This is a genomic window from Maritimimonas sp. 2304DJ26-3 (genome assembly GCF_056591635.1).
In genome coordinates this window covers 125180-150589 of the sequence record NZ_JBWQOK010000001.1, presented here as the reverse complement: position 1 = coordinate 150589, position 25410 = coordinate 125180, and the positions used below count along the sequence as shown (strand labels likewise).

Annotated in this window: 24 protein-coding genes; 11 read left to right on the top strand and 13 right to left on the bottom strand. The window is 31.3% G+C overall.

What is annotated here, in order from left to right; genetic code table 11:
• Window positions 1-78 precede the first annotated feature (78 nt).
• On the top strand, window positions 79-360 hold the full coding sequence (locus tag AC1EUV_RS00710; protein WP_480196735.1) for a hypothetical protein: 282 nt from the start codon (window positions 79-81) through the stop codon (window positions 358-360).
• A 2-nt stretch (window positions 361-362) separates the two neighbouring features.
• Here the strand turns inward: AC1EUV_RS00710 and rodA are convergent, their stop codons facing one another.
• From rodA to AC1EUV_RS00670, 8 genes are all read right to left on the bottom strand, one after another.
• The gene (gene rodA / locus AC1EUV_RS00705) at window positions 363-1640 is read right to left on the bottom strand and encodes a rod shape-determining protein RodA (RefSeq protein WP_480196734.1); all 1278 of its coding nucleotides are present in this window, start codon (window positions 1638-1640) and stop codon (window positions 363-365) included.
• On the bottom strand, window positions 1621-3573 hold the full coding sequence (mrdA, locus tag AC1EUV_RS00700; RefSeq protein WP_480196733.1) for a penicillin-binding protein 2: 1953 nt from the start codon (window positions 3571-3573) through the stop codon (window positions 1621-1623). The genes rodA and mrdA overlap by 20 nt, the downstream gene beginning before the upstream one ends.
• Window positions 3574-4053 (bottom strand): rod shape-determining protein MreD, encoded by a 480-nt coding sequence (mreD, locus tag AC1EUV_RS00695; RefSeq protein ID WP_480197535.1) that lies wholly within the window; start codon window positions 4051-4053, stop codon window positions 3574-3576.
• 19 nt (window positions 4054-4072) lie between these two features.
• The gene (mreC, locus tag AC1EUV_RS00690; protein ID WP_480196732.1) at window positions 4073-4900 is read right to left on the bottom strand and encodes a rod shape-determining protein MreC; all 828 of its coding nucleotides are present in this window, start codon (window positions 4898-4900) and stop codon (window positions 4073-4075) included.
• 12 nt (window positions 4901-4912) lie between these two features.
• Entirely contained in the window at window positions 4913-5944 is a 1032-nt protein-coding gene (locus tag AC1EUV_RS00685) for a rod shape-determining protein (protein WP_480196731.1), read from the bottom strand.
• Window positions 5945-6011: 67 nt separating this feature from the next.
• Window positions 6012-7544: a bifunctional phosphoribosylaminoimidazolecarboxamide formyltransferase/IMP cyclohydrolase gene (gene purH / locus AC1EUV_RS00680; RefSeq protein WP_480196730.1), complete on the bottom strand. Its 1533-nt coding sequence runs from the start codon at window positions 7542-7544 to the stop codon at window positions 6012-6014.
• Between the two features lie 91 nt (window positions 7545-7635).
• The gene (locus AC1EUV_RS00675; protein ID WP_480196729.1) at window positions 7636-8079 is read right to left on the bottom strand and encodes a DinB family protein; all 444 of its coding nucleotides are present in this window, start codon (window positions 8077-8079) and stop codon (window positions 7636-7638) included.
• A gap of 12 nt (window positions 8080-8091) precedes the next feature.
• The gene (locus AC1EUV_RS00670; RefSeq protein ID WP_480196728.1) at window positions 8092-8559 is read right to left on the bottom strand and encodes a GAF domain-containing protein; all 468 of its coding nucleotides are present in this window, start codon (window positions 8557-8559) and stop codon (window positions 8092-8094) included.
• A 58-nt stretch (window positions 8560-8617) separates the two neighbouring features.
• On the opposite strand from AC1EUV_RS00670, the gene xrtF reads away from it, so the two are divergent.
• The 4 genes from xrtF to AC1EUV_RS00650 are packed head-to-tail and all read left to right on the top strand — an operon-like array spanning window position 8618 to window position 11660.
• Window positions 8618-9175: an exosortase family protein XrtF gene (gene xrtF / locus AC1EUV_RS00665; protein ID WP_480196727.1), complete on the top strand. Its 558-nt coding sequence runs from the start codon at window positions 8618-8620 to the stop codon at window positions 9173-9175.
• Window positions 9159-9605, top strand: a complete 447-nt coding sequence (locus AC1EUV_RS00660; protein ID WP_480196726.1) for an exosortase F system-associated membrane protein — start codon at window positions 9159-9161, stop codon at window positions 9603-9605. The genes xrtF and AC1EUV_RS00660 overlap by 17 nt, the downstream gene beginning before the upstream one ends.
• Window positions 9606-9653: 48 nt before the next feature.
• Window positions 9654-10943, top strand: a complete 1290-nt coding sequence (locus AC1EUV_RS00655) for an NAD(P)/FAD-dependent oxidoreductase (RefSeq protein ID WP_480196725.1) — start codon at window positions 9654-9656, stop codon at window positions 10941-10943.
• A gap of 3 nt (window positions 10944-10946) precedes the next feature.
• Window positions 10947-11660, top strand: a complete 714-nt coding sequence (locus AC1EUV_RS00650) for a heavy-metal-associated domain-containing protein (RefSeq protein ID WP_480196724.1) — start codon at window positions 10947-10949, stop codon at window positions 11658-11660.
• Here the strand turns inward: AC1EUV_RS00650 and AC1EUV_RS00645 are convergent.
• The gene (locus AC1EUV_RS00645) at window positions 11657-11923 is read right to left on the bottom strand and encodes an EF-hand domain-containing protein (RefSeq protein ID WP_480196723.1); all 267 of its coding nucleotides are present in this window, start codon (window positions 11921-11923) and stop codon (window positions 11657-11659) included. The genes AC1EUV_RS00650 and AC1EUV_RS00645 overlap by 4 nt on opposite strands.
• Window positions 11924-12015: 92 nt before the next feature.
• On the opposite strand from AC1EUV_RS00645, the gene AC1EUV_RS00640 reads away from it, so the two are divergent.
• From AC1EUV_RS00640 to AC1EUV_RS00625, 4 genes are all read left to right on the top strand, one after another.
• Window positions 12016-12426, top strand: a complete 411-nt coding sequence (locus AC1EUV_RS00640) for an HYC_CC_PP family protein (RefSeq protein ID WP_480197534.1) — start codon at window positions 12016-12018, stop codon at window positions 12424-12426.
• 80 nt (window positions 12427-12506) lie between these two features.
• Window positions 12507-14762 carry a TonB-dependent receptor gene (locus tag AC1EUV_RS00635; protein ID WP_480196722.1) on the top strand — a complete coding sequence of 752 codons (2256 nt, stop codon included), beginning with the start codon at window positions 12507-12509 and terminating at the stop codon, window positions 14760-14762.
• A 1-nt stretch (window position 14763) separates the two neighbouring features.
• On the top strand, window positions 14764-15123 hold the full coding sequence (locus AC1EUV_RS00630; RefSeq protein ID WP_480196721.1) for a heavy-metal-associated domain-containing protein: 360 nt from the start codon (window positions 14764-14766) through the stop codon (window positions 15121-15123).
• Between the two features lie 19 nt (window positions 15124-15142).
• Window positions 15143-15451 (top strand): heavy metal-binding domain-containing protein, encoded by a 309-nt coding sequence (locus AC1EUV_RS00625; protein ID WP_480196720.1) that lies wholly within the window; start codon window positions 15143-15145, stop codon window positions 15449-15451.
• A 44-nt stretch (window positions 15452-15495) separates the two neighbouring features.
• On the opposite strand, the gene AC1EUV_RS00620 is transcribed toward AC1EUV_RS00625, so the two are convergent.
• Window positions 15496-16152: a DUF6090 family protein gene (locus AC1EUV_RS00620; RefSeq protein WP_480196719.1), complete on the bottom strand. Its 657-nt coding sequence runs from the start codon at window positions 16150-16152 to the stop codon at window positions 15496-15498.
• 93 nt (window positions 16153-16245) lie between these two features.
• Between AC1EUV_RS00620 and AC1EUV_RS00615 the strand changes: the two genes are divergently transcribed.
• The gene (locus tag AC1EUV_RS00615; protein WP_480196718.1) at window positions 16246-17235 is read left to right on the top strand and encodes a hypothetical protein; all 990 of its coding nucleotides are present in this window, start codon (window positions 16246-16248) and stop codon (window positions 17233-17235) included.
• On the top strand, window positions 17232-18326 hold the full coding sequence (locus tag AC1EUV_RS00610) for a DUF3179 domain-containing protein (RefSeq protein ID WP_480196717.1): 1095 nt from the start codon (window positions 17232-17234) through the stop codon (window positions 18324-18326). The genes AC1EUV_RS00615 and AC1EUV_RS00610 overlap by 4 nt, the downstream gene beginning before the upstream one ends.
• On the opposite strand, the gene AC1EUV_RS00605 is transcribed toward AC1EUV_RS00610, so the two are convergent.
• From AC1EUV_RS00605 to groL, 3 genes are all read right to left on the bottom strand, one after another.
• A complete protein-coding gene (locus tag AC1EUV_RS00605) occupies window positions 18327-20891 on the bottom strand; it encodes a hypothetical protein (protein ID WP_480196716.1) in 2565 nt (854 codons plus the stop codon).
• 60 nt (window positions 20892-20951) lie between these two features.
• Window positions 20952-23585: a TonB-dependent receptor plug domain-containing protein gene (locus tag AC1EUV_RS00600; RefSeq protein ID WP_480196715.1), complete on the bottom strand. Its 2634-nt coding sequence runs from the start codon at window positions 23583-23585 to the stop codon at window positions 20952-20954.
• Between the two features lie 157 nt (window positions 23586-23742).
• Window positions 23743-25380 (bottom strand): chaperonin GroEL, encoded by a 1638-nt coding sequence (gene groL, locus AC1EUV_RS00595; RefSeq protein WP_480196714.1) that lies wholly within the window; start codon window positions 25378-25380, stop codon window positions 23743-23745.
• Window positions 25381-25410: the final 30 nt, after the last annotated feature.

Here is a 25410-nt window from a genome sequence, read left to right as displayed (position 1 = left end):
TTTAAGAGATTCTTTATTTTTTGCTTGTTATCATAGGAGTTTTCTCTTTTCAGTTGTTTTATTCTGAAAAGTGGAAAGATGAAGAAAAAATATGATAACGATATAACATATGTTTTGTTTGGTAAAGAAGCTACGTTAATTTACAAGGTTTCACCAAGGATGCTTCTAGCTACAAAAGATGTTCAGTTTTGCGTAGGTGCATTTTCTAGTGTAAGACTTTTTGTAAAAGAATCTAAATTATGGGATGGTTTTGTAGAAATTTCAAAACAAGATTATAATTTATTAAAAAGCCGTTCTTGCGACCCTAGATCAGCAAAAAAGAAAAAATCATTACTAGATTTATTCTTTAGCAGATCGTAAATCTACCACACATAAGTTCTATCAGCATCTAGTCTGATAAAAATAAACAATAACAATGTAAAGCCCCATAAAGAAGAACCTCCATAGCTAAAGAACGGTAATGGAATTCCGATGGTAGGTATCAACCCGATAACCATGCCGACATTGATCATAAAATGAAAAAAGAAAATAGTTGCAACGGAATAACCAAATATCCTACTAAACTTCGATTTTTGCCGTTCAGCGAGCTGGATAATTCGTAAGATAAATGCTGAAAAAATTAGAATAATAGCTGTACTACCTAAAAACCCCCATTCTTCACCTACGGTGCTAAAGATATAATCAGTATGCTGTTCGGGCACAAAATTCCCTTGAGTTCTATCACCTTCTAAAAAACCTTTTCCTGTCAATCCACCAGAGCCAATTGTGATCATAGATTGATTTGTATTATAACCTATTCCTTGAGTATCTGTAGTCTTTCCTAAAACTATACTAAATCGATCTCTATGTCTTTGCTCAAATACATTATTAAATACATAGTTTACGCTAAATATAAATAACCCTATAGCTATATAGATAAAAATGAATTTTAACCAATCCCTTCTGAAGTTTGCATTATTACTTTTCGCTAGATATAGAAAGAAAATGGTTATTAGAGTTAACATTACTATTAATGTAATTTTTAACCCGAGTGCCAATGTTATTACAAATAAGGCTATTGCAGCCAAACCAATTAATATGTAGTATGCAGGGAGGCCCTCACGATACAATACAAAAATTAATGATAAATAAATTAATGCTGATCCGGCATCTGGTTGTAAAATAATAAGTATTGATGGAATTAAAACTATAAGAAAAGACCGCATTTGAGTTTTAAAATTTTTTAACTCTGTACTTGGTTCAGATAAATAATTGGCTAACGCAAGGACAGTAGCAGCTTTTGCAAATTCTGAAGGTTGAATACTGCTAAAACCAAAATTATACCACGATGTTGCTCCATTAATATTACTGCCGAATAGAAACAGTCCTACTAAAGATAGCATGGAAATAATATATATAATACCAGAGAACTTTTCGTAAAATTTTGAATCAATTGAAATAACGACTATAATAAGAATAAGGCTTAATGCAATCCATTGTAGTTGTTTTCCATATAGTGTCGAAAAATCGAAAATACCTACAGAGGTATCAGTTACTGAAGCAGCATAAATGCTTATCCAACCAAAGAACACTAATGCAACAAATAAGAGCACTAAAAAAATGTCAATACCAACAAATATGTTATTCTTCCGTTTTCTCAAGTTGTAATTGTTCTAGCTCTTCTCGTCGTTTCTTTAACTCTTGCTGTCTTATAGATTCTTCTCTAAGCTGCTTTTCAATAAGGATATTTCGATCATATTCTTCTTTAAGAGTACCCTCTAACATTCTTTTTTCTAACCAAGGTCTATTTGTTTCACCATTCAAATACTTCTCTATCATGAGCGTAGCAATTGGTCCGGCCCAGCGAGAACCCCAATAACCATTTTCAACAAAAACTGCTATGGCAATTTTAGGATTATCTTTAGGTGCAAAAGCAATAAATACGGAGTGATCTTTTAATTGTTCCCTTAAACCGTTAACGCTAATGAAATTTTCTGCTGTACCTGTTTTTCCACAAATTTCAATTCCTTTGACTTTTGAACCTTGAGCAGTTCCTTTTTCGAAAACATTAAATAATCCTTCAATAACAGGTTCAAAGTGTCTTTTGTCTATTGTTGTTTGTTTAGGCTTTACAAACTCTTCTATTTCAATGGGCTTATTATCTATTTTTTTGAGTATGTGTGGTGTATAATAAAACCCTCTATTTGCAATTGCTGCAGTCATATTTGCCAATTGCATTGGAGTAGTTAATATCTGGCCCTGGCCAATAGCATTTGAAATTGTATAAGTTGATGTCCAATTCTTAGCAGGATACCAACGATCATATAAATCTGAATCTGGAACCATTCCTCTTTTACCGGTTGGAAGATCAGACCCTAAAAAGTTTCCTAAACCAAAACTTTCCACATGCTTATTCCAGGCATCCATTCCATCTCTTGCTTTACCATATTTTTCAATAGTTCTTCTATATACATTAGCAAAATAAGCGTTACAAGATTTATAAATTCCTTTATCTAAACGAATAGGTGATGCATAAACTCCACAATGACACCCCATAAAGGCGCTTTTACCTCTACCGTATCTATATCCGTTATAACAATAAAAATGTGTGTTTTCATCAATAACATCTTCTTGTAAGCCAATCAAGCCTGTAATTGCCTTAAAAGGAGAGCCAGGGGGATATTGGGCTAATAAACTTCTATCGAACATTGGTCTGTTGATAGTATCTCCAAATAATTCAACTGAATTTTTAGATCTTTTTCTACCAACCATCCTATTAGGGTCATAACTTGGTGTTGATATTAATGATAAAATTTCTCCTGATGAAGGTTCAATTGCTACTATACCACCACGTTTATTACTCATTAATTGTTCTCCGTATTGTTGAAGTTTAATATCTAGAGTTAAAGAAAGATCTTTACCAATCACTGCTAACGTGTCGTAAATTCCTTCTTTGTATGTACCAATGTCTTTATTAAAACGATCTCGTTGAATAAATTTCACTCCTTTAACACCTCTTAAAAGCTCTTCATATTGTTTTTCAATACCGTTTACACCACGGTATTCGCCTAATTGATAATAGGGGTTTTTTTGTAAAAATGTCTCATTGGCTTCACCAATATATCCAAGTACATTGGGAGCGCTTTTTATAGGATAATCTCGAAGTGACCTTTTTTGAATATAAAACCCTCTAAAATGATGCATTTTCTCCTGTAGATAAGCATAATTGTCTTTAGATAATTGAGCTAAGAAGACAGAAGGAATACGTGTTGAATATCTCTTGGCGCGATTGATTGTTTTAATAAAATCGTTCTTAGTTATTTGTATGAGATTACAAAATTCAACAGTATCTAATTCTTTAACATCTTTTGGGATAACCATGATGTCGTAGGTAGGTTGGTTTGCAACTAAAAGCACCCCATTTCTATCATATATATATCCCCTTTGAGGGTAATCATATTGAATTTTAATTGCAGCATTATTTAGTGGAGAAGCACGATAGGTGTCATCTATTACCTGTATATAAAATAGACGAAATATAAATATGATGCTAACGCCAATTATAGAAAAATATGCTAAATATTTACGTTCCATTTACTTTTTTCTAGACAGCAAGTTAATACTTAATATTGTTAATATAATCGTAAAGATGCTAGTAAAAATTGTTCTCTTAAGGATAATTCCGATTAAGCTTAATTTAAAATATTCTAAACTAAACACAATAAGACTATGAATAAAAATAAGAATAGCTACAAACGATAAAATTTTTAGAAAAGGTTGTTTTGTAATGTTAAAAACGGGGAAATCAATTTCTGATTTTCTAAGTATTGACTTTAGCAATGGAAGTCGGATATATCCTATAAAAAGTAAAGCTGCAGCATTTATGCCGCCTGAGTTTTGAAAGAAATCAATTAAAAGGCCCAATAAAAAGCAAAGAAAAAGAAATATGCCACGATCTTTTCTAAAAGGATATATTATAACAAATAGCACATAGAGAAAAGGATTAATATACCCCAAAAACAAAACTTTATTTAAGATCAATACTTGCAATAGTAGTAGAACTACAAATAGCATTATATTTTGAGCAATATTATTATTCATTAATTTGTTCCTGTAATTGATCGACTTCTTCTTTGTACAAACTCACCACAATGTTTACGGGTCCAATTGCGCTCATATCGTTAAATAGACGAACATTTATAAAACTGTAATCATTATTTTCAATTCTAAAATCTTCAATAGTGCCAACAGGAATACCTTCAGGGAAAATAATGGATTTACCTCCTGTAATTAATGTATCGCCCTTTTGAATATTTGCTTGAATTGGTAGATCAGTTAATTGAAGAACATTGTAGTCTTTAGCATTCCATTCTAAAGTCCCAAAATGAGGACTATTTATTAAACGAACATTTATCTTAGAGTTCTCATTTAATATTGATTGTACAGTTGCAAAATTTTCTGAAACACTTTGTGTAATACCCACAATACCTGTGCTATTAATCACGGCTTGATCGAATAGAATACCATCTTTTGAGCCTCTATTAATAGTTAAGTAATTATATCTTTTATGGTATTGATTATCAATTACTTTTGCAGGAGTGTAAAGATATCTTTGAAAATATTTTGTGGTATCATTTATAGCAAGCAAAGTTGCTGAAGTGTCAATATTTTGTAAAGCTATTATGTTTTTTAAACGAGTATTCTCATCAAGTAATTGTTGATTGTAAGTTCTGAGGTTGGTAAATTCTCTAAATGAGCTTATCTTTTTATAAAAACCACCCGTAATAAAATTTGCAGAACTTACAAACTTACTTTTATGATATGAATGGTTTTGAATAGTGAGGGAAATTGCAATAATCTCAAGCAACAAAAAGAATAAAAAATATTTGTACTTTATTATAAAGTTTACAATTTGCTGCATAGTTGTCGCTCACTATTTCATCAATACATTTTTGTATTTTTCAAGGTCTTTAAGTGCAATTCCAGTTCCTCGCACAACTGCTCTTAATGGATCTTCTGCTACATAAACAGGTAAATCAGTTTTACGAGAAAGACGTTTGTCTAATCCTCTTAACATAGAGCCACCACCTGCTAAATAAATACCGGTGTTATAAATATCGGCAGCTAATTCTGGAGGTGTTTGTGATAAAGTTTCCATTACGGCATCCTCAATTCTTAAGATTGATTTATCTAAGGCTTTTGCAATTTCTCTGTATGATATTTTGATTTGTTTTGGCTTACCACTAAGTAAGTCTCTACCTTGTACTAAAATATCTTCTGGCGGTTCTTCAATATCTTCAGTGGCTGCGCCTACATCAATCTTAATTTTTTCAGCGGTAGTTTCACCAACATATAAATTATGTTGAGTTCGCATATAGTAAGCAATATCATTTGTAAAAACATCACCAGCTACTTTTATTGATTTGTCACACACAATTCCACCTAAAGCAATTACGGCTATTTCTGTTGTACCACCACCTATATCGATAATCATGTTTCCTTTGGGCTGCATAATATCTATACCAATACCAATAGACGCCGCCATTGGCTCATGTATTAAATAAATCTCTTTGGCATTCATGTGTTCTGCAGAGTCACGAACAGCGCGCTTTTCAACTTCTGTAATTCCTGAAGGAATACAAATAACCATACGTAGTGAAGGTGCAAAGAAAAAACGTTTCTTGATTGAAGGAATTTGCTTTATAAACTCTCTGATCATTTGTTCAGAGGCCTCAAAATCTGCAATTACTCCATCTTTTAAAGGACGAATTGTCTTAATGTTCTCATGCGTTTTACCTTGCATAAGATTTGCTTTTTTACCAATGGCAATAATTTTGCCAGATGTACGGTCGCGGGCAACAATTGACGGGCTATCGATTACAACTTTACCATTATGTATGATAAGTGTATTCGCTGTACCGAGGTCAATCGCAACGTCTTCGGTCATGAAGTCGAAAAATCCCATAGAGTTATTTAATTTGGGTTAGAGTAATTTTTGCGAATTGCCAAATTTAATAAAATAAACTTAATATTTAGTGTTTAAAGTGACGAGTTCCTGTAAATACCATTGACATATTATTTTCATTACAATAATCAATAGAAAGTTGATCTTTAATTGAACCGCCAGGCTGTATAACAGCTTTGATTCCTGCTTTATCAGCAATTTCTACACAGTCTGGAAATGGAAAGAAAGCATCACTAGCCATCACAGCGTTGGTAAGATCAAAATTAAAATGTTTTGCTTTTGTAATTGATTGATTCAGAGCATCTACACGAGATGTTTGTCCGGTACCACTAGCACAAAGCTGCTTGTTTTTGGCTAAAACAATAGTATTTGATTTTGTATGCTTGCAAATTTTAGAAGCGAAGATTAAATCTTCAATTTCTTTATTAGATGGAGATAAAGCTGTTGCATTTTGTAGATCTGAATTGCTATCGGTTTTGGCATCTCTATCTTGTACTAAAGCCCCATTTAAACAAGTTCTTACTATAGTCTTTGGTAATTCAACATCTTTAAGGATCAAAATAATCCTATTTTTCTTTCCTTTTAAAATGTTTAAAGCATCCTCATCAAAAGAAGGTGCAATAACTACTTCACAAAATAATTTATGAATTTCTTCAGCTGTAGATTTATCAATAGTAGTATTTGAAATTAATATACCTCCAAATGCCGAAACAGGGTCACCAGCTAAAGCATCCTTATAGGCCTGTGATATAGTTGAACGCTGAGCTAAACCACAAGCATTATTGTGCTTTAAAATTGCAAATGTTGGATCTTCTCCTTTAAATTCATTCATTAAATTTACAGCAGCATCAACATCTAGCAAATTATTGTAGCTAAGTTCTTTACCATGCAGCTTTGTAAACATTTCATCAAAATTACCGAAGAAGAATCCTTTTTGATGTGGATTTTCGCCATATCGTAATACTTTGCCATTTGTTTCGCTAATTTTTAGTGAAGCTATACTATAATCTGCATTAAAATAATTAAAGATTGCTGTGTCATAATGCGATGAAACATTGAATGATTTGGCTGCGAAATGTTTACGTTGTTCTAGATTAGTTTCTCCATTTTGAGATGATATAATATTTAAGAACTCATTATATTGCTCCATTGATGAGACACAGATTACGTCTTTAAAATTTTTAGCTGCTGCTCTAATCAATGAAATACCACCAATATCAATCTTTTCGATAATATCTTGTTCGGAAGCACCAGAAGCAACAGTTTTTTCAAATGGATATAAGTCAACTATAACAATATCCATTTCTGGAATTTCATATTCTTCGATTTGTGCAACATCACTATCATTTTCACGTCTCGATAAAATACCACCAAATACTTTTGGATGTAACGTTTTTACTCTTCCACCAAGGATAGAAGGATACGAAGTAAGATCTTCTACACGCTCTACTGGGATGCCTAATTCATTAATAAATTTCTCTGTACCACCAGTTGAATAGATGGTAATTCCTAATTCATTTAATTTTTGAGCAATAGGTGCCAATCCGTCTTTATGAAAAACAGAAATTAAAGCGGATTTAGCTTTTTTTGTTGAATTCATGTGTTGTGTTGTGGTTTTCGCGCAAAGCTAATAAAACACAAAGGCTTTCACAATGAAATATAAGTCTTAATTAATGAACAAATTATCAACATTAATCAATAAGTCGACGATGATAGTTTATTTGGCCTAAATGATAATTTAGATGCCCATATAAGTGCATTAAAAATTGTTCAACAGACATACCTTCTTTACGGATATTTATTGGATATGTCTCTAGTAAATCATTAGCAGATAAGTCAGAAATTACATTTTTGATAATCTCTTTTACATTATCAATATCATTTAAAATTATTTTTCGATCAATATTTTTATTATTGAATTCACCATCACGATCTCTTATGTATCCTGTTTTGCCCAACACTGCACCAATAAAATGATTTAGATTCCCAACAAGATGAATAGCTAGATTACCTGCAGAGTTTTTTATGTCTTTTTCTATTTTCCAGAAGTCAGTATCATTGTTATATAATGATATTTCAGTTTTCAATCGATCTAAATCGCGATTAAAAAGAGTGATGAGTGAGGATGTATTCATTTATTTAAATATTTAGGTTAAAGCTACCAAATTTAATTGAGCAACTTTATTACAAACAAACTCTAGTAGTTCTGTGTCTTTTTCTGTGAACGGGGTTTTTGTATGAGAGTCGATATCGATTTGACCAATATTTTCTCCTTTAACAAAAATTGGAATTACTATTTCACTTTTTACCTGCCATCCACAAGAAATATAGTTTTCCTGTTCAGAAACATCTTGAACAACAAAATTTTCATTACTTACTGCTACTTGTCCGCAAATTCCTTTACCAAAAGGGATGATTGTATGTTCAGTTGATTCACCAGCAAATTGAGCTAATTTTAATTCTTCTTTATTGCCATTTTTAAAGTAAAATCCTACCCAATCATAGTAATGAATTTCTTGTTTTAGATAATCACAGATTGATTGAAGTTTTTCTTCAGTAGAAGCTGTGTTATCTATTATGTTAATAATTTCTTCTTTTAGTTGACTCAAGAGCATGTGTAATACTTAAATTTAGAATCGTATTTTTGGACGAACAAATTTAAAATACTTTCAATTGAAGAAGAAAAAAGTCATCATTAATTTTTTGCTAAAATTTTTTATCACCTATTTTTTACTATTAGGTGCTTATTCTCTGTATTTAAAACAAACACAACAAAAAGGAGATGTTTTTTCTTGCTCACCTATAACTCAAACCGTTGCCTACCATACTCAGAAATTGGCAAATTTGTTTGGTTATAACACTAGTGTGTATCAGCACGAAGGTGAGTTGTCGATGAAGTTTTTTGTAGGGAATGTTTATGCAATACGTGTCGTAGAAGGATGTAATTCGGTAAGCTTAATTATACTTTTTTTATCTTTTATTATTGCTTTTTCAGGAAGTTTAAAGGCAACAATTATTTATGGAATTTTTGGATGTTTAGTTATATATTCTGTAAATATTGTGAGAATAATGGTCTTAAGTTTATTGCTATATAAATACCCTGAGCAACAATATCTTTTGCATAGCTTGTTGTTTCCAGCTATTATTTATGGAACAGTATTTCTGTTATGGGTGATTTGGGTTAATAGATTTTCGTATTTAAAAAAACCTAAAAATGAAAAAAAGAATTAGAATACCACTAATAGTATTGTTATTCGTTTCTCTAATTCTAGTTAGAGCTTTTGGTTCTAAGTTGTTTTATGATCCATTTATTCACTATTTCGTAAATGATTATATGTATCTATCTATTCCAAAATACGATACATTTAAACTCTTTTTAAACATCTTTTTAAGGTATTCATTAAATACTATAATTTCGTTGGCGATTATTTATTTGGCATTTCAGAAAAAAGGATTGGTAAGGTTCTCTGTAAAGTTCTATATCGCAGCATTCTTTGTGTTAAGCATAGCATATTATATTCTTTTAAAAATGGGCATGGTAAACGGACATTTATTTGCCTTTTATGTACGTAGATTCTTAATTCATCCTGTTTTTGTCTTAGTTTTATTACCAGCATTTTATTATCAGAAAAAACTAGTAAGATCGTCTTTAAAATCGTAAATTTATAGTCACATTTTCGACTAACTATACGGTTTAAATAAAGAACGTATGAATGAACAAATTGATGTTTATATTCCAAAGAGTAAACATCCAAGAATAGTCATAATTGGTGCTGGTTTTGGTGGCATCTATTTGGCGAAAGCATTAAAGAATAAATCTTTTCAAATTGTTTTATTGGATAAGAATAATTTTCATCAGTTTCAACCTTTATTTTATCAGGTTGCTACTAGTGGACTAGAACCTGATTCTATAGTTTTTCCTGTCCGGAAAATTTTTAGAGGATACAAGAATTTTGTATTCAGAATGGCAGATGTCCAGAAGATTGATTCTGAAAAGAAAATTGTTGAAACTGATATTGGTAATATTGATTTTGATTATTTGGTATTGGCTACAGGTAGTACCAATAATTTTTATGGAATGCAAGACGTAGAAGCTAATAGTATTGGTCTAAAATCTATTAGAGAGTCTTTAGATATACGAAGTAATATTTTACAAAATATTGAAAAAGCTGTACAGGCAAATGATGAAATAACGCGTAAAAAGAACACAACAATTGTTATTGTAGGGGCTGGGCCTGCTGGAGTTGAAATGGCAGGAGCAATTGCGGAGTTTAAAAAGTATATTTATGATAAGGATTATCCTGAATTGGAAAACTTTCCAATTGAAATTCATGTTGTAGAAGCTGGGTCAAAAGTATTATCTGCGATGACGGAAAAATCATCTAGAGATACATTAAAAGACTTAGAAAAACTGGGTGTACATGTACATATAAATACTGCTGTAAAATCTTATGATGGTAATAAGGTAAAATTATCAAATGAAACAAGTCTTTTATCAACTTCATTGATATGGACAGCTGGTGTAAGAGGCCAATTCCCTGAAGGAATTAATCCTAGTTTTGTGGTAAGAGCTAATCGTATAGAAGTAGATGATTATAACAGAATAAAAGGAGAAGAAAGTATTTTTGCTATTGGTGACGTTGCTTTTATGAAAACTAAAGATTATCCTAATGGTCATCCTATGGTTGCACCTACGGCAATTCAACAAGGTGAACATATGGCTAAAAACTTATTGAATGAAAAGCAAAATTGGAAGCCCTTTAAATATTTTGACAAAGGTTCATTGGCAACCATTGGAAAAAAAAGAGCGGTGGCAGATCTAGGGAAATTACACTTTCGTGGATTTTTTGCCTGGTTTATTTGGTCAACTGTACATTTAATGTCAATCAGCGGATTTAAAAATAAACTCAGAGTAGGTTTGAATTGGATGGGTAGTTATTTTTCATATGATAAAGGAAATCGATTGATAATTAGAAGATACAAGCCTAAAAAAGGATAAATTATGATACATACTTATATAGTTGAGGGAATGACTTGTGGTAACTGTAAGGCTTCAGTTGAAGAAAAATTAAGTCTTATAGGTGGAGTAGAAGAGGTAAAAGTAGATTTAGATAAGTCTGAGGCGAAGGTTAAAATGTCTAAACATATTGCAACTTTAGAGTTACAAAATAATTTACCGTCTAAATATACAATCTCAGAAAGACAAGAGGTAGCTCATAAGATTCCAAATGGAATAGATTCTAAAACTGATTTACAACAGCTATTTCCATTGTTTTTAATTTTCGTTTATATAACTATTGCATCAATATTATTAAACTTAAAAGGAAGTATCTCTGGCTTTATGCTCGATTTTATGGGCTTATTTTACATAGTATTCAGCTTTTTTAAATTTTTAGATTTAAAAGGTTTTCCAGAGTCATTTAATATGTATGACCCATTAGCTAAGCGAATTCCTCTTTATGGTTGGGTGTATCCATTTTTGGAATTAATGCTAGGGTTATTATTTTTAACAAGAACTCAAATTCCATTTGCGTTAATAGCAACCATTATAATTTTAGGAATTACAACTATAGGTGTTACTAAAGTTTTATTAGATAAAAAGAGTATACAGTGCGCATGTTTAGGCACAGCTCTAAAGTTACCAATGACCAAAGCTACATTTATTGAGAATACTGTAATGTTGGTAATGGCAATTAGTATGCTATTTATGAGTTAACCCATTTCTTTTAGAGCTTTTCTAAATTCTTTCCAGTCAACTTTGTTGTCGTCAGAAAAGTCGTAACCACTTACTAATTTAGAAGCTACTAAACCTCTTAAAAATCCACTTACTTCGGCTTCTTTTAAGAGTTTAACAATTTCTTTTTTAGATAGAGCGCCATCACTATTTTTATCAAAAAAACTAAATGCTTTTTCTGGGGTTTCAAAATTATTGGTTAACACAATTCTTATTTTACTAACAATTTCTTTTTTTCTACTCATGATCTTTAGTTTTACTTAAAATTACAATAAAACTTTAACTTTTCGTTTATAAATTAACTAGTTGAATTTCATAATTTTGTGGCGTGAAACAAATGTTTAACAATATAGTATCTATTTCTCTAGCAGTATTATTGTTGTTTTCAACTTTATCTTTTACGGTTGAAAAGCATTATTGTATGGGGCAATTAGCAGATTATTCATTATTGGGTAATGTTAATGGCTGTGAAATGCCAATGTCTTATGATACAAAGCATGAGTCAGAAAATTCGTTTACTAAAGTACCATGTTGTAATGACGTTTTAGAAGTTATAGAAGGTAGTAACGCAGAATTAAAGGTTGTTAAAGAATTTTCACTAGATAAAGTTCAGCTTGTTACTGCTTTTATAGCAAGCTATATTAATCTTTTCGAAGGATTATCTGAAAATGTAACCCCTTTTCAAAATCATTCACCTCCCTTACTCGTTAAAGACATACAGGTTCTTTATGAGACATACTTAATTTGATTTATTAAAATTTATTTAATCAATGTATTCAATTACATGAATACTTAAAAAAGTAAATTCTAATTTTATTAAATCAAATAATGAAAATCATATTAAAAATAGCAATCATTTTAATTCCTTTTTTGGCTTCTTCTCAAGATGTTATTAGAGGAATGGCGATGATAAAAAATAAAGAAGGTAAACATGTAGGTTTACCCGGAGCTACTGTTTATTGGCTTGGTACTGAAGTAGGAACTATAACTAATGATAAAGGTTGGTTTACCATTAAATTCAAACCGGAGTATAAAAAACTGGTGTTTAGTTATATTGGTTATCGAACAGATACGGTTACTGTTAATGAACCTCGAGAAATTCATCATTTTATGAAAGAAGAAAGTGAATTAGATGAGGTTACTGTGCAGGCTGAAAAGAAGAATACAGCGGTTTCGTATTTACAATCAGCCAATGTTGTAACCATTAATGAAGGTGAATTATTAAAAGCAGCTTGTTGTAATTTATCTGAGAGCTTTGAAACAAATCCATCTATTGATGTTAATTTTTCTGATGCTTTAACAGGAACAAAGCAAATAAAATTATTGGGACTGACTAGTCCTTATATTTTAATAGCTCAAGAGAATATACCAAATGTTAGAGGAGCTTCACAAGCATTTGGTTTAACTTATACTCCTGGAACATGGATAGAAAGTATACAGATTACTAAGGGTGCTGGTTCTGTGGTTAATGGTTATGAAAGTATAGCTGGTCAAATTAATACTGAGTTAAAAAAACCATTGCGCGACGATCGGTTATTTATCAATCTATATTCTTCACTAAACGGCAGACAAGAGTTGAATACTCAGTTTAAGCAAAAAGTATCTGATAAGTGGAGTACAAGTTTGTTTATTCATGGAAATCAACGAACCGCTGAAATTGACAAAAACAATGATAATTTTTTAGATATTCCTTTAGCTAAGCAAATAAACATTATGAATCGTTGGCAATATACAAATGCAAAAAGCGGTTTTGTGAGTTTTATTAATTTTAGATATTTAAAAGATGATAAGCAAACTGGTGAGGTAGATTTCGACCCAGACATTCATAAATTTACAACTACAAAATATGGTTCTGAAATAGATACCGAGCGTTTTGATGCTTCAGCTAAACTAGGTTATGTTTTTCCTAACACTCCATACCAAAGTGTAGGTTTTCAAATATCATATAGCGGTCATAATCAAGATTCATATTTCGGATTTAATGAGTATAATATCAATCATAAAAGTATATATTCAAATGCTATTTTTAATTCTATTTTAGGAAGCTCGTTGCATAAATTTAAAACAGGTATAAGTTTTACTTATGACATCTACGATGAATTTGTGAATATTCAAAATACGGCTACCAACTTTGAAAGAGATGAAAATTCAGTTGGAGGGTTCTTCGAATATTCTTACGATGATTTAGACAAGTTTAGTGTGGTTGCTGGTGTACGTATAGATTTTCATAACCTTTTAGGAACTTTTGTAACACCTCGATTGCATTTGCGTTATGCTCCTTGGGAGAAGGGTGTTTTAAGAGCTTCGGTCGGAAGAGGTAAACGTAGTGCTAATATTTTTGCTGAAAATCAACGATTATTCGGTTCGTCTCGAAATCTAAACATCTTAAATACTACAGGTAAGATTTATGGATTAGACCCTGAAATCGCATGGAATTATGGAATTAGCTACTTGCAAGGATTCAATTTATTTGGTAAAAAAGCTGACTTAACATTAGATTTTTATAGCACCCAGTTTGAAAATCAAGTAGTTGTTGATGTGGATCAAAGCCCACAGCAACTATTGTTTTATAATTTAGAAGGAGATTCTTATTCAAACAATTTTCAGGCTCAGCTAAATTATGAATTGGCAAAAGGTGTCGAGGTACGATTTGCTTATAAGTATTATGATGTAAAAACAGATTATCTTAAAGGAAAATTACAAAAACCATTATTGCCTGAGCATCGCTTCTTCGCAAACATATCATACGAAACTGAACGTAAATTAAATGGAGCACAATGGCGTTTCGATTATACGTTTAATTGGTTAGGTGAACAGCGTTTGCCGTTTACGGGTACAAATCCTATTGAAGATAGATTACCAGAATTTTCACCAAGTTATAGTTTAATGAATGCGCAAGTTGCTCGAGTGTTTTCTGACAAATTTGAAATATATTTTGGCGGAGAAAATTTAACTGGTTATACACAAGAAAATCCTATTTTAGCAAATAACGATCCATTTGGACCGAATTTTGATACGAGCATTGTGTATGCGCCGATATTGAAAAACATGTATTACGCAGGTTTACGTTTTAAAATTAAATAATATGAAGAAAATCGTTTTTATACTTATAGCAATTGTATCATTTACGCTTTCCGCGGAAGCACAAAAACAATCAAAAACGTCTAAAGTTAGATTTGAAGTAGAAGGAGTTTGTTCAATGTGTAAAGACAGAATTGAAAAAACACTGACGCTGACTAAAGGGGTAAAATTCGCTTCTTGGAATGTAGATACAAAAGAGTTATATTGCATCTATAACAATAAGAAAACTTCGACATTAGAAATAAAAAAAGCTTTAGCTAAAGTTGGGCATGATACCAAAGAAGTTAAAGCAACACAGGAGGTATATGATAGTTTAGATGCTTGCTGTAGATATAGAGATGGTGAAGTTAAAAAACATCATTAATAATAAATAATTAAACCAAATGAAAAAATTAATTTTAGTATTAGCAGTTGTATGTTTTACAGCTTTTACAGTTACATCTTGTAAAAAAAATAAAAAGGAAGATGTAAAAACAGAGGCAGAGGTAAAGGAAGAAGTTAAGGAAGAAGCAAAAGAGGTTTTAGCTTCTAACGATGTGTTGTATCAATGCCCAATGGATTGTGAAAAGGGTAAAAGTTACACAGAAGCTGGTACTTGCCCAGTTTGTAAAATGGACCTCAAAGAAAAGAAAGTTGAAATGCATGAAGATCATGAAGAAGGTGACGGACATGATAAAGATTCAATCAAATAAGGTTGAATAATAATAATTTTAAAATGCGGCTTATTGTCGCATTTTTAGTTTAGTGAGTTATTTAATTTTCCTAAAATTTGATTACAGCTTTGAATACTTTTTTCCGTTGAGGTTATTTTTAAACCTATAGCTCCATACATACTTTGCATAATGCTTTTTAATAATTTTTCATTATCAAAAGCCTTCTCTTTTCTTCTAAATTTGTCCATATCAATATTATAGATAAAATAATCAGCTATATATTCTTTACTAATATTTTCCATTCGGTCATAATCTTGCTGCAAAGAGCCATATTTTCTATAATGTTCTTGTATTGAAGTTCTTAATTCGAAATCATTTATTAGTTTTAAGTCTCCAGAATTCATAAGAGTTTGATGTGTAGTGCTTTTGGGGGAGAATTCAATTACCTGCGCAGTTTTAAAAAAGTTATTAATTAAAACAGAGTCTCTTTTAGGTAGTTTCGGATTAAAATATCTAAACGTGTTATATATTAGATCTTTTTTAGACTTTAGGTTTTCCAAATTTTTGATAAGATTCTTTTTATCAGTCTCTATATCATTTTTTAGATTTTTTAGATATAGTTTCTGTACTTTTTCATTCTGACTATTTTCAGAGCATTTATTTAAACTAAAAGCAATGGTGATTCCAATAATCACTATTAATATTTCACCAAGAGTATATTGCCAGTTGATCTTCTTCATGGTTAAGTTTTGATTTCTATAAAGATATAAATTACTATAATATGTAAGTTCTAGATCCTCTAGCCGACCGTAATATAGTCAAAGGTTAGTTTTGTGAAGATTAGAATTTCGTTTTCATTATGTTTCACGGTAATAATTGGGACTGTATTTGGACAAACATGTTGTTCAGGAGGTATACCACTTTCAAATAGCCTGGGTTTAGAAAATTTAGGCAAAGGTCATTTACAAATAAGTGTTAACTATGATTTTAATAATTTAAATACGTTAAATGCAGGTAGTGAAAGGCTAGATGATGATTCTAGAAAGCGAACAACACATTCTATTCTTTTTAATTCATCTTATTCTTTTACTGACAGGTTATCTATAGAAAGCTTATTCACGTGGGTAAATCAAAGAAGAATAATAAATCAATTTGGGAATTCTGATATTCAAAAAACAAATGGAATTGGTGATGCGGTTTTTTTGGTAAAGTATGGTTTTTTAAAGATTTTAGGCAAAAATAGTAATGTGACACTTGGTCTTGGAACCAAAATACCTTTAGGTTCTTATAATGAAACAAGCGATATTGGCATTACTTATATTGCAGATTTACAACCAGGTAGTGGTGCGTGGGATGGTGTATTTTTTACTTCGGTTTCTAAAAATTTTAATTTTAGACCTAGTACAACTTTTTCGAGTAGATTTATTTACCGATCAACCGGAAAAAATAAAGATTATTTAGCAGGAGCGCAAATCTATGAGTATGGAAACGAGTCACAGTTTTTTTTAAGTATATCAGATGAATTTTTAGTTTTTAATAACACATTATTCTCACCAAGTATTACAATTAAATATAGGAATGCCAAAAAAGATAAGGTAGATAATATTCAATTGAGTAACACAGGTGGAAATTGGATCTTTTTTATGCCTAGTGTGTTGGTTAAAATATCACAACAGATTTCCTTTATTACTAGGGCTGAGTTACCTATAATTAGTAATGTAGATGGTACACAATTAACACCAACCTATAGATTAACAAGTGGCCTTTTAATCGATTTGAATCTTAAGAAGAATGAAATTAACTTTAATAACTCACAATTATGAAAAAAATAGTAATGTTAATTTTTATTGCATGTATAGGTATTTATTCATGCAGTAGTAGTGACCAAGAAACAAGTGTTGTGGTAGATGGCAATCCTATTGGCGTTGGGGATAATTTAAGCGGAGATACAAACGAATGGTTAATACCTATTTCTCAGGTCAGAGATGGTGGTCCAGGTAGAGATGGAATTCCTTCAATTGACGATCCCAAATTTTTAAATGCTGATCAAGCTCCAGGATTATTAAGAGATGAAGAAAGAATTGTAGGTATTAAAGTGGGTGGCGAGATAAGAGCATATCCACATTATATATTAGATTGGCATGAGATAGTAAATGATGATTTGGGTAATGAATCTGTTGCTGTTACTTACTGTCCTTTGACAGGGAGTGCAATAGGCTGGGATAGAAATGTTAATGGAATTAAAACTTCTTTTGGGGTTTCTGGTTTACTATACAATAATAATGTTATACCATTCGACAGATCAACTAGTAGTAATTGGTCACAAATACGTTTAGAATGTGTGAACGGAAGTTTAATAGGTACAGCGCCGGAGTTAGCGCAAGTTGTAGAAACTAATTGGTTTGTATGGAAAATGATGTATCCTAATACTAAAATTTTAAGCACTGACACCGGATTTGATAGAACATATGGTACATACCCCTATGGAGATTACAGAACAAATAATGATAATTTAATTTTCCCTTTAAGTAGAGACGATGGACGATTGCCTAGAAAGGAAAGAGTACACTCTGTAATTGATGATGGAAAAGCAAAAGCGTATAGGTTTAATTCTTTTAATAATAGTAATGTAATTTATGATACTTTTAATGGAAAAGATATCGTAGTGATTGGAGATAATACAATTATTGTGTCTTTTGTATATGAAGCTGCTGTAAATAATTTAGAGTTCGAATATACATTTAACAATTCAGAGGTGTTTTTTACAGATAATGAAGGTAACGAATGGAATGTTTTTGGTGAAGCCATAAAAGGACCAAGAAGAGGTCAAAAATTAAAACCGACAAATTCATTCATAGCATATTGGTTTTCTATAGGGGCATTCTATCCAGATACAGAAATTTTTGAGAATTAGTTATTCAACATTGATATACTTTACTTGTGTAATTGGTATTCCCTCTTCTGATATACCTTGAATATCAATCCTGTAAGTAGTGGGTATATCAGCAGCATAAAATGACGTTTTTAATTTCTTATTTGTGTTTTGTTGTATTGTTGGCTCCCAATGTATTGTGGTTCTATAATCAAAATTATTATGTTCCGGTTTTTTAACACTATAATTCGGTTTATAAAACTTTCTAGCCTTATAAAAACCCGGATGAATAAAATTGATAATGCCGTTTCTCTTTCTGTTTTTAATGTATTCACTTCCTCTTTTAGTATGTATAGAAATTGCCCCACCGAAAGCTTTTGGGCCAAATAGTATTCTGGCTCTAAGTGGTGATATAAAGTCTACAAAACTTACATCTTCTGCATATATAGATGCAAAGTCATCTCCTATAGGAAAATTGTTCATTAAAATTAATATTGGTCGTCCTCTATATACAATTTGATAATTCTTTACTAATCCACCTTTCCCGTCAGGATAAGAAATAGGGTTTGCTATATTCCCTTGCATTCTTAACCCAGGGACTTTATTTCGTAAAGCCACCATGATATTATTCGTTCCAAAAGTTTGTATATCGTCCATGTCTACTCTTTGTGTAGGTCGGCCATAAATAATCCCTCGATTTTTAAATTTTTCTTTAATTTCTTTTTTTACTCGAGTATGTTTTACAGTAACTTCATCTAATTTTTCGAATTCATCCTCAAAAGGTATTACGGAGTTTAAGCGTGCTTTTCTAGAGCGTGCTATATAATCAGATTCAATTAGTTCATTAATATTTTCAATACTCTTATTTAGTTGTAAGGTTTTATTTTTGATTTTATGAGGGATAAATGAATCTAATTCTATGATGTAATCTTTTACCACTTCTTTTAGATCTTCTTTTCTCTTTCTTTTTCTAATCTTATAGTTTTTTGCTTGTATAATTACAGACGTACTATCATTAAATTGATAGTCGCCAAAATGAAATTTGCCATCTTTTAAAGACCTCATTTTATTATCAACCATTTCATCTTTATTCATATAAGTTAATGATACTTCGGTAGAGGCTGTTTTTTCTAGATCATCTTTGTATTTAACAGTTCCTTTTATACTAATGCCGGTTTCGTGATCGTATTTTTTGTTGTTGTTGATAGAATTATCATCAGTATAATTCCATAGAAATTGCCTCCAACCTTGAGTCATCATTAGAAGATCTAATAGTTGTTTTCTGTCTTTATTTTTAAGATCAAAGTAGTAGCCTGGTTGTTCTATTTCCCCTTTTAATTCAGAGTTTAATAGTAGATGAGATTTGATATCTAAACCATAGGTATCAGGATTTACAACAGATACATCCGTAATAGCTACTGAAGCATTCACTTGTTCGATACCATTTAAATCAAAATTTAATTCAATTAATTCTCTTTTTTGATATTGTTTTTTGTTTGGATATATAGAAATTGTAGGTAAAAGTTCATCAGTGTCAACAAATACCAATCGTTCGCATAATGGTTTTTGATCATTGTCTAAGATTGTAAATTGGGCAATACCAAGTTTTAAATCTTTTTTTGGTATGTTAATAATGCCTTTGTCTTTTGTACCTTTCAATTGACCTATAGAAACAATTTTACCATTTTGTAATGCAGTTAAAGCTAGACCACTGACCCCTTTTGGCAAAGAAGAAACCAAATAGACCTGGTATTTACCTTTTCGATCTATTACTTTCATGGTAACACCAGTTTCAAGGGCTTTGGGTAATTTGTAACTATAGTTATAATCTTCAAAATTTATTGTTGCTTTATAGATCCCATCTTTTTTAGGAGTGAGTTCAAATTTTCCAAACCCAAGTTTTTGAGTATTAAAAGTTTGAATTATTTTATTTTTGGAGTTTAATATGGTTCCAGAAATAGCAATACTTTTACCATCTGTACCGATTGCTTTAAATGCTATAGCGTTTGTTTTATTAGCAACCATATATCCTCCTTCTGGAAAAAACTGCACATCTGGTTTTAATTCAACATTACTTTCAGTTTTGTTTTCTATCGAAGTATTTATAAACTGTGGTTCATTATTTACTACTGACTGTTGATTTCTGATATTGATCTTTTTTGTGAAAAAGTAAGCGGCGTCAAAGTTTCTCATAAAGTTGGTATAGGCCCTTATAGTATATTCACCAGAATTTAACTGGATAGGTAAATAAAATTCACCATCGCCACCTCCATTTTCTATTTTAATAGTTCTAGAGTCAATAATTTTATTGTTTGGATCAATGAGCTCTACATGAACAATTTTACTTATTGTGTTTGGTTTATTGGTATTGGCACTTACCAAATAGGTTTTAAACCACATAAACTCACCTGAAGAATAGTAAGGTTTATCAAAATGAATATAAATTTTTTCAGTATGGGAAATAGAGTCTTGTAAAATAATGGTATTAAGGTCTATTTTTATATTTTTAGCTAATACATTTGGAAGAGTTAAAGTAATTAGAAGAGTAATTACTAATAATGTTTTTACTAGTAAGTTAATCTTGTTTTGATTGGTATTTGGTTTCATTTACTTTAAAATTTAACGTAAATATTATGGTTCTATATATCAAAAATAAAAGAACCTGAACTAGTTTATGTTAATATAAGCTTCGCTTACTATTGGTATACCTTCTTTTGAAATACCTTGCAGCTCAACTCTATAGGTCGTTGGAGTATCGGCAGTGTAAAAAGAGACTTTTGATTTCTTCTTTTTGCCTAGTTGTATTGTAGGTTGCCAATGAATTGTAGTTCTATAGTCAAAATTTTTATGATCGGGTTTTTCAACATTATAGTTTGGTTCATAAAATTTTCGAGCCTTATAAAAACCCGGATGAATAAAATTAATAATACCTGTTCTTTCTTTTTTTTCTAGAAACCTATCTTCATTACCTCTTTTGGTATGTATAGAAATAACACCTCCCATTCCCCTTGAACCATACATTGCAGATCTCGCAGGTGATAAAATGTCTACAAAACTTACATCGGAAGCGAGTATACTTGAAAAATCTTGAACTGGAAAATTGTTTACAAGGATAAGAGGATCTTTTAATCCTCCTCTGATACTGATTGAATAATTACTTGCGATTGTTGGTTCAATAGGTGATTCATGAGTTACTTTGCCTAGTCCATTGGAGGTTACCCTTGTACTATTGGGCCAGCTAATTTGGGTCATAGCGTTATCAATATCGCCACTAATTCTTAACCCAGGTACTTTTCCCTTCAAGGCTGCTATCACATTTTTGTTACTGATAGTAGTCTGAATATTGTCCATGTCAACTCTATAACTTGGTTGTCTATAAATAATCCCTCGATTTTTAAATTTTTCTTTAATTTCTTTTTTTACTCGAGTATGTTTTACAGTAACTTCATCTAATTTTTCGAATTCATCCTCAAAAGGTATTACGGAGTTTAAGCGTGCTTTTCTAGAGCGTGCTATATAATCAGATTCAATTAGTTCATTAATATTTTCAATACTCTTATTTAGTTGTAAGGTTTTATTTTTGATTTTATGAGGGATAAATGAATCTAATTCTATGATGTAATCTTTTACCACTTCTTTTAGATCTTCTTTTCTCTTTCTTTTTCTAATCTTATAGTTTTTTGCTTGTATAATTACAGACGTACTATCATTAAATTGATAGTCGCCAAAATGAAATTTGCCATCTTTTAAAGACCTCATTTTATTATCAACCATTTCATCTTTATTCATATAAGTTAATGATACTTCGGTAGAGGCTGTTTTTTCTAGATCATCTTTGTATTTAACAGTTCCTTTTATACTAATGCCGGTTTCGTGATCGTATTTTTTGTTGTTGTTGATAGAATTATCATCAGTATAATTCCATAGAAATTGCCTCCAACCTTGAGTCATCATTAGAAGATCTAATAGTTGTTTTCTGTCTTTATTTTTAAGATCAAAGTAGTAGCCTGGTTGTTCTATTTCCCCTTTTAATTCAGAGTTTAATAGTAGATGAGATTTGATATCTAAACCATAGGTATCAGGATTTACAACAGATACATCCGTAATAGCTACTGAAGCATTCACTTGTTCGATACCATTTAAATCAAAATTTAATTCAATTAATTCTCTTTTTTGATATTGTTTTTTGTTTGGATATATAGAAATTGTAGGTAAAAGTTCATCAGTGTCAACAAATACCAATCGTTCGCATAATGGTTTTTGATCATTGTCTAAGATTGTAAATTGGGCAATACCAAGTTTTAAATCTTTTTTTGGTATGTTAATAATGCCTTTGTCTTTTGTACCTTTCAATTGACCTATAGAAACAATTTTACCATTTTGTAATGCAGTTAAAGCTAGACCACTGACCCCTTTTGGCAAAGAAGAAACCAAATAGACCTGGTATTTACCTTTTCGATCTATTACTTTCATGGTAACACCAGTTTCAAGGGCTTTGGGTAATTTGTAACTATAGTTATAATCTTCAAAATTTATTGTTGCTTTATAGATCCCATCTTTTTTAGGAGTGAGTTCAAATTTTCCAAACCCAAGTTTTTGAGTATTAAAAGTTTGAATTATTTTATTTTTGGAGTTTAATATGGTTCCAGAAATAGCAATACTTTTACCATCTGTACCGATTGCTTTAAATGCTATAGCGTTTGTTTTATTAGCAACCATATATCCTCCTTCTGGAAAAAACTGCACATCTGGTTTTAATTCAACATTACTTTCAGTTTTGTTTTCTATCGAAGTATTTATAAACTGTGGTTCATTATTTACTACTGACTGTTGATTTCTGATATTGATCTTTTTTGTGAAAAAGTAAGCGGCGTCAAAGTTTCTCATAAAGTTGGTATAGGCCCTTATAGTATATTCACCAGAATTTAACTGGATAGGTAAATAAAATTCACCATCGCCACCTCCATTTTCTATTTTAATAGTTCTAGAGTCAATAATTTTATTGTTTGGATCAATGAGTTCTACATGAACAATTTTACTTATTGTGTTTGGTTTATTGGTATTGGCACTTACCAAATAAGTTTTAAACCACATAAACTCACCTGAAGAATAATAAGATTTATCAAAATGAATATAAACTTTTTCAGTATGGGAAATTGAATCTTTGAGTTTTGAAATTGAAAATTTGGTTTTCAAATTTTCATTAAATGCGTTTGAATAGATGGAGCTAATAAAGAGTGTAGTTGCCAGTAATACTTTTAAGAACTGATTCACTCCAACATTAATGATGGCTGATTTCATAGCAATGAGTTAGAAGTTAAGTATAAATAGTATTATTAATTCATCAATAATTATACCAGTTTAGAAGACTTAAGATGGGCTATTATTTTCTAAAATATTGATATAAAAAAACGCCGCAAATTTTGCGGCGTTTTAATTTATCTATGGCGATTTACCATTACATCATACCAGGCATACCACCACCCATTGGAGGCATACCGCCACCTGCAGGTACATCTTCTTTAATGTCTACCAAAGCACATTCTGTTGTTAATACCATACCAGAAACTGAAGCCGCATTTTCTAATGCAATTCGAGTAACTTTAGTTGGATCAATAATTCCAGCTTTTAGCATATTTACATACTCTTCTGTTTTAGCATTAAAGCCAAAATCTTTTTTGCCTTCCATTACTTTAGCAACTACAACAGACCCTTCACTACCTGCGTTCTCAGCAATAATACGTAATGGAGCTTCAATAGCACGAGCTATAATTTGAATACCCGTTACTTCATCTAAATTATCAGTTGTTAACTTTGCTAGCACATCTTTAGCCCTAACTAAAGCAACACCACCACCGGCAACAATACCTTCTTCAACCGCTGCACGCGTAGCATGTAAAGCATCATCAACTCTGTCTTTCTTTTCTTTCATTTCTACTTCAGAAGCAGCACCAACATAAAGAACAGCGACACCTCCAGCTAACTTAGCCAAACGTTCTTGAAGTTTTTCTCTATCGTAATCAGAAGTAGTAGTTTCAATTTGAGCTTTAATTTGATTTACTCTCCCTTTAATGTCTGCTTTTTTACCATTACCATTTACAACAGTCGTGTTATCTTTATCTATAGTAACTCTTTCAGCAACACCTAACATATCAATAGTAGTATTTTCTAAAGTAAATCCTCTTTCTTCAGAAATTACAGTACCACCAGTAAGGATAGCGATATCTTCTAACATTGCTTTACGTCTATCGCCAAACCCTGGAGCTTTAACTGCAGCAATTTTTAGAGCACCACGTAACTTATTAACTACTAATGTAGCTAAAGCTTCACCTTCTACATCTTCAGCAATAATTAATAAAGGTTTGCCTGTTTGTGCAACTGGTTCTAGAACTGGTAATAAATCCTTCATAGAAGAAATTTTCTTATCAAATAATAAGATATAAGGGCTCTCAAGATCAGTGACCATTTTTTCAGAATCAGTAACGAAGTAAGGAGATAAATATCCTCTGTCAAACTGCATTCCTTCTACGATATCCACATAAGTGTCAGTTCCTTTGGCTTCTTCAACAGTGATAACACCTTCTTTACCTACTTTTTCAAAAGCCTGAGCTATTAGATCACCAACGCTTTCATCATTGTTAGCAGATATTGAAGCTACTTGTTTAATCTTATCAATTTTATTACCAACTACCTGAGATTGCTTTGCAAGGTCAGCTACAATAGCACTTACAGCTTTGTCGATACCGCGTTTTAAATCCATTGGATTTGCACCTGCAGCAACATTTTTTAAACCTTCTTTTACGATAGCCTGAGCTAAAACGGTAGCAGTTGTTGTACCATCACCCGCTAGATCATTAGTCTTAGAAGCTACTTCTTTAACCATTTGAGCACCCATGTTTTCTAGTGCATCTTCTAACTCAATCTCTTTAGCAACTGAAACACCATCTTTTGTAATGGCTGGTCCACCAAAAGCTTTGCCAATTACTACATTACGACCTTTAGGTCCTAAAGTTACTTTTACTGCATTTGCCAATGCATCAACTCCACGCTTTAATCCATCGCGAGCTTCTATATCAAATTTTATATCTTTTGCCATCTTTAATTTCTGTTTTGATTAATTCTAATA